Source organism: Marinimicrobium sp. ARAG 43.8, assembly GCF_050113635.1.
GTDB lineage: Bacteria > Pseudomonadota > Gammaproteobacteria > Pseudomonadales > Cellvibrionaceae > Marinimicrobium.
In genome coordinates this window covers 373,060-379,875 of sequence record NZ_JBNJLT010000004.1, presented here as the reverse complement: position 1 = coordinate 379,875, position 6,816 = coordinate 373,060, and the positions used below count along the sequence as shown (strand labels likewise).

The 6,816-nt window shown below is 55.2% G+C and carries 1 protein-coding gene; it reads right to left on the bottom strand.

Translation table 11 applies throughout. The features are described 5' to 3' along the window. The coding region (locus ACQCLF_RS10680) for a SpvB/TcaC N-terminal domain-containing protein (RefSeq protein ID WP_426987063.1) at positions 1 to 6,548 on the bottom strand (6,548 nt) is incomplete at its 3' end. Between the last annotated feature and the right edge of the window lie 268 nt (positions 6,549 to 6,816).

Here is a 6,816-nt window from a genome sequence, read left to right as displayed (position 1 = left end):
AGCGCCTGAATATCGCCGTTGAGCCGGTTCAAGGTGTTGTTGTCGGTCAGTCGCCCACTGGTAATGCTTTGCAGTCGACCCGTGCTCGGGGTGTAGCCTCGGGCGGTCACCACGCCGTTGCCAAAGAGCTCGTGGGTCAGTTGGCCCCGTTCGTTGATGAGGTCGCCTTGCACCCAGAGGGTGTCGTTGGCGCTGCCGGTGGTGTTGCGGGTGCGCACATGGAGGCCACTGGCCTGGTAGTCCCGGGTGATGGACAGGCCGGAAGGATAGGTGGTCGTGGTCGGACGGCTAAAGTGGTCATAGCCGTAGGTAAAGGCCCGGCTACCGGACAGGCCACTGAGGGTTGTGGTTTGAGCCTGTAGCCGCGACAGGTGGTCATAGGCGAAGGATTCGCTGTAGCCATTACCGGACTGGCTGGCCAGCAAGCCGATTTGGCCGGGGGCATCCCACTGCCAGTAGTAGCTGGTGGCGCTGCCACTGGCGGGCTGATCGGTTCGGCTGGTTTTACGGCCCAGGCGGTCGTAGGTATAGGTCATGGATTTTGCGTGACCGCTGACGCCCGCCTGCCAGGTTTGTCGGCGTAATTCGCCGAAGCCGCTGTAGGCAAAATCAATGACGCCGGCATCCGGGTCGACAATGCGGGTTTTGTTACCCGCCAGGTCGTGGGTAACGGTAATGGTCGTGGCGGTATTGTTATCCACTCGCGTCGTTCTGAGGTTGCCTTGAGCGTCGTAGCTGTACTCCACCGGGGTGCCCAGCGCATCCTCTACCCGTACGACCTGACCCAGGGCATTGGTGTAACGTTGGGTGGTTTGAGTGTCGGAGCCGTTGGGGGCCATGACGGTGGCAGTTTCTGTGGTCTTTACCGTATTTCCATCCCGGCTGTAGGCGACATGCACACCACCCCCGTCGGGGCCGGTGACGGTGCCCGCACGTCCCAGGGCATCGTAATCGCTGTAGGTGGTCCAGTGGCTGGCAAAACCGGTGTAAGGCTCTGATACACGATGGGTATAGCCTTCCGCCGTGTATTGAGTATCGCGTTTTACCGCCGTCTGGTTGAGCGTGAACGCTTCTTCGCGTACCACTCTCTGCTGGCTGTCGTAGTAACTGACGGAAAGCGGCGCACCGAGCTTGCCGGATTCACTCGGGTGGGTAATTTGAGTGGCCGTTACATAGACAGCGTTGCCCGGACACGCAAGCGGCGCACTCGCGCAATACCAGGACAGGCGTTCGGTGACGGTGCCGTCCGCTGCGACTTTGCGAACGGTGCGGCCCAGCGCATCGTATTCCCGTGTGCTGATCAGGCCGTTGGGGTCTGCTTCCTGATTCATTTTACCAAAGCGGTCATCGTAAGACGCCAGGGTAATATGCCCTTCGGCGTTGGTGATCGTGGCCGGGTAAAGGTTTTTGTCAAAGTCCCCAAAGGTGGTCACACGGGCCGCCGCCGAGCTACTGTTCAGATCGGCCGCTGTGGTTTCCGTGCGGGTAATCACGCCCTGAGCGTTACGGTCGGTGGTGGTCACCACTTCCAAGTCTGTGCCTTCAAACAGGGTTTGCTGGTACACATCAAACTGGCTGTTGGGCTCATACTCGGTGGTGACGGTGCGTGAATTAACGCCCCCGGCTTCAGAGTCAGTCACGGTGGTGGCCGTGATGAAATCATCGGAACAGTCGTTATTCCCGGTGTTGATCAGGGTGTTGGTCAACACGCTTTGGTTGAGGACGCCCGTGACGGTCGTGCCGGACAGGTCGGAGCCGACGGTCGTGGTACGGGCGGTGAGATTGCCGCAGGCATCAAAGGTATTTTTCTCTTTGCTGACACTCAGGGGAGCGCCCTGGGAGCGGGTCAGCAACTGGTAGTCCTGCCGAATGGAGTGAACCGGGTAAGGGAAACGGTTGTTATCCGGGTGCACGGCGTAGTGGTGCTGGGCACGGTTCATCAGATTGCCGCTGGCATCCTGGCTGAGGGTTTCACTGACTTTGCCCGTGTAGGGGTAGTCCTGGCGATAACGGGTGGTGGTTTGTACGCCGGTATCACTGCGTGTGGTTTCCACCGATGCAAAACCCAGGAAGCCTCGGCCCTGTAGATGTTGCTTGCCACCGCGATAGTTGAACCAGGTATGGGTTTTACCGCCCACCCCATTACTGACGGACAGCTTTTTGACCACCTGCATGCCACGATCAACAGGCGCCTGCGGGAAGGTCGGTGCCGTGCTGTCCGGCGTGTACAGGGGCTTACCGTTGTTGTCGTCACCGGTCAGCGGGCTGTAGCTCAGCTCCTGGGTTGCGCCAAAGCCGTTGGTGACTTTTTTGAGTAAGTCGGGTTGTTGCTGCTTGGCGGCGTAGTAGTATGAACCTACAACCATATCCACCAAACCATCGTTGTTGATATCGCCACGCAGCGGATTAGTGGTTGCTGCACTAGGCGCAATCGGATAGGCCGCGAGGTAAACCAGTTTATTTTTAAAGGGGTCTACACCGGCATCAACAAACTGCAATTGTCCGTTTTTGTACTCAGCGTAAAAGACGCGCATATTCCAGGCATAGCGCTCTCCAGAGAAGACAATAAAGTCATCCAACCCATCCTTGTTGTAATCCATCACAAATGAATACTGGCCAGAATTTGGGTATTCCATGGGTACAACAGGCACTCCGGTATAGATTATTGGAGCATCGTCATAGGAGCCCCCACCTGCCATAGACGGGCGTACGACCCATTCAGTATAGGGCTCTCGGTAGAGCAAATCTGTGTTGCCATCACCATTGATATCGATCAGCGTGCGCCAAAGTCCTGTATTGTTCCCATATATCTGTCGAGCCCCGACACCCCCCATACTGCCAGGTGCAGGGACTATCGGCGGCTCAGGGCTGACAATGGTCCTGCTGTGCCTTTCTAAACTGAAAAAATTCACTTCATTGAGATTGCCAACAAACCGATTGTTAGGCGCCTGATTGGAATTAGAATCAGGGAATGCCACATAAGTCTGATCGACCAGTCCATCGGTATTGATGTCAAAATAAACAACTTCCGAGGCGTTATAAATACGCGCACCAGGTGTCCCGGACTGCACAAAGGTCCCGTTGGTTTGTTGTATCCAAAAGCGGCTACCATAGGGAAGACCTTCTGCAATAATTGGTTGAATAATAATGTCCGTCAAACCATCGTTATTCAGATCTTCGACCTGTACTCTCGGTGCATCATGATCACGCCGCTGCAAGGTGGTAATCAATTGTGAGGTCATGGCCGTCGAGGGCGACATACGACTCAAATAGACATCCAAATAACCTGGGCGACGCACCCCCCTGATCACAGCCTTACCTTGCGCGGTCTGAATTAGATGAAAAAAATCAGATTCTTCATAATTCGCAGCGGAAAAGCCATTAGCAGCCCCCCAGGCAAGCAAACTCTTTTCGCCGATGATATCCACATAACCATCGTTGTTCACATCATCAAAAAGAACACCGTTATAGGGTAAGGGTTGCGGTGTGTCCTCAAACCCGAGCTCTCCTTCCTGCCATTCAAACTGCAATGGTTTCGCACACTGCTTCTCTCCTGTTTTGGCAAAACCGCACTCCTGGATTTCCTGCACCAGATGACGGTTGGTCGTCTCGCTGAGCTGGTAATCAATGCCGTATTCCCTGACCTTGGTGCCGACTGTCGGCGCACTACTGTTGGTGATACCAATGTAGGTCGTCACCTTATCCAGTAATTTTGTGCGTTCGTATTTGTGCCCACCGTCATAACCCCAGGGCGTGTTGCCGGTCCGGTTGATGTAGCTGAACACCACTGCCGATTCCGGCTCCCAGGTGATATGGGAGGGGTAGTATTCCCCTTTGGCGGTATCCCGCAGGTAATGCACCTGGTAGTGGTTGCCATAGCGGTCCTCCACCTTGTCCAGTGCCCAAGTATCAACCGGACCATTGGCTTGTCCCGGCGCATAGATACGACTGTTCTGGCTGGCCTCTTGCCTTCCAAAGGTCAGGGTACGGCCATCTTTGGTGGTCAAAGTGAAATACTGTGGTCCGCCCTGGTGAGCACCATAAGCCTGGATACGCACAAAACTGTCGATCTCGGTTTGATAGACCGCATTGGCTGCCCAGTAAGTGCTGTCAGTGACCGGTGTGGTGCTGTCAGCAATCACCAGTTTCTGGCCATTCAGGCACAGACGATCCCCCTTTGAATAACGCGGGTTGGATTTCTGGGCTTGTCCACCCTCTGTCGCAAAGGTCGTGCGGCAGCGATGGATGGAGGACAAGCCGCCCAACGACCAGCCAACTCCCATCACACTGTCGCCGCCACGGCTGTTGTAACCCAGGTTCAATTTGGGTGCCAGGCCACGGATGGCCGACGGTAATTCAATCGGGATGCTGTAGCTGGCAGCACCACCATCCACATTCAGGGCTCCCTGGGTGATGGCCACAAAATCACCCTCACCCAGGTTTGTGACACTACCGGTCAGGCTGTAATTGAAGTCTGCCGGCGCTTGGTTCATGTCAAAAGTGGTACTGGTATCGGCCAAGACTGAGACATTGATTGACCGGGTGCTTTCACCGCCGTCGGTATCCGTGACCTTGAGCGTCATCCTTGCCAGACCACTCTGCCCAGCTATCGGGGTAACCTTCACTGTACGGGAGGCACCGCTGCCGCCCAGAACAATACCACTGGACGCAATCAGACCGGGCTTATCGGAAGAGGCTGTCACGTTGAGCAAGGCTACCGGGGTCTCGATATCACTGACGGTAAAGTTCAGCGTGGGCGTTGACGTGTCTACCGCAATGTGCTGATTGGGAATGGTCGAGATGGTTGGCAAGTCGTTGACGGAGTTGACGGTCAAAACGAAACTGCGCTGGGCAGAGGCACCGTTGACATCGGTCACGGTGACCGTGATGGTCGTGATCCCGAAGGCATTGGCTGCCGGGGTCACCGTCAGGGTGCGATTGGTGCCACTGCCACCCAGGACAAGCCGGTTATTGGGCACCAGTGCGGTATTGCTAGAAGTGGCAGATACGGTCAGGGCACTAGCGGCAGTTTCTTCATCAGCCACCGTGAAAGAAATCGCGCCGGTGCTGGTATCTTCGTCGATGGTACGGTTATTCAGGGCGGAAATTGTCGGTGCATCATTGACGGCGTTGATGGTCAGTGAGGCCGTTTTTGTAACGGTGGAAGGTCCCTGACCGGTGCAGCTGAACACTACGTCCAACTGCTGGTTATTGCTCATAGTCGAGGGGGCGGTGTAGGTCACACTGCCGGCTGTGCTGTTCACCCCACTGATGCCGGTGGCGCTGCATGTGTGAGCGTTGGTTGTGCTCCAGATGAGTGTGGAGGTTTTGGCACCACCACTGTTCGGGCTTTCGCTGATACTGGCCGGGTTGAAGCTGGCGGTGATTATCGGTGCCGGGAAGGCGACCACCACGGTGCGAGTATCGGTTACTGAACAGGTCGGATTCCCATTCGGTGGCCCGCCAGTGTGATAGCAATCAAGCAGCTCATAATAATAGGTTCCATTCTGGAAACGGGTATCCGTAAAAGAGCCTGTAGCAGCGGCCGGATGCACTACCAGGGTCCACTGACCCGTGGTGCCTTCACGCACACGAACGCCAACGTACTCTCTTGCATGACTCCAGCTCATGGCGATAACACCACTGGCGCTGGTCGTCGGTATAGACGTGAATTGTGCCGGCAGGTCATTGACCGTTATCGTAAAGCTTCGGCTAGCACTCAGCTTGCCATCGGATACGATGACTGTCACTGTTGCACTGCCGTGTCTATTCGTAGCGGGCGTGACATTGATAGTGCGGTCGCTGCCTGATCCTCCCAGCACGACATTGCCATTAGGTATCAACGTCGTGTTGTTGGAAGATGCGGTAATCGTTAGAGCCGATAAAGCCGTATCTACATCATTGACAGTAAAGCTGCGAGCACCAGTAGAGCTGTTTTCGTTAATCGTGATATTGGCAATAGCGGAAATCGTCGGCGCGTCATTCATTGGGTTGATGACGACCGTAAATGTCCGCTTGGCATGAGCTCCGTGCGCATCAGTCACTCGCACGGTGATGGTTGCACTGCCAAAGGCATCGGCGGCGGGCGTCACGATAATTGTGCGGTTGGCTCCGCTGCCGCCCAGAACAAGACGGTTGTTGGGCACCAGTGAAGTATTACTGGAGGTAGCAGTCACCACCAGTGAGCTCGCTGGAGTTTCTGCATCACTGACGGTAAATGCAATCGGTCCGGTGCTGGTATCTTCGTTAATTGTACGGTTACCAATAGCGGAAATCGTTGGGACATCATTGATCCAATTGACATTGATCGATGCCTTTGTCGTTCTACTGCCACCACCGCCTGCACATGTGACAGGAATAGTAACGGTTTGATTGCTGCTCATCGCTGTGGGGGCGTGGTAGGTCGTACTGCCCGATGTACCGCTGACGCCGCTGATACCCGTTGCACTGCAACTGGTCGCGTTAGTGGCACTCCAGCTCAGGGTTGCGGTACCGCCTTCGTTGATGGTTTTTGGAGAGAATGACGCTGTTACCGTTGGGGCAGGCAAGGAGCCCACGGTAACAGTATGCGTATCGGTAATATTACAGGCCGGGTTTCCACTGGGTGGCCCGCCCTGAAAAAAACAATTGTAAAGTCTGTAATGGTATAAGCCAGGTGTTGTTCTGGTGAGCGTTAAAGAATAGGCTGTTGGAAATTTTCCCAGATCATAATTTGTAGGGTTTGATGGATTGAGGAGCATAACCCACTCTCCATCAGCACCGTATTTTTCATGTATAGCGCTAAAGCTGGTTGCGCCGCTCCAGCTCAAGGTATAA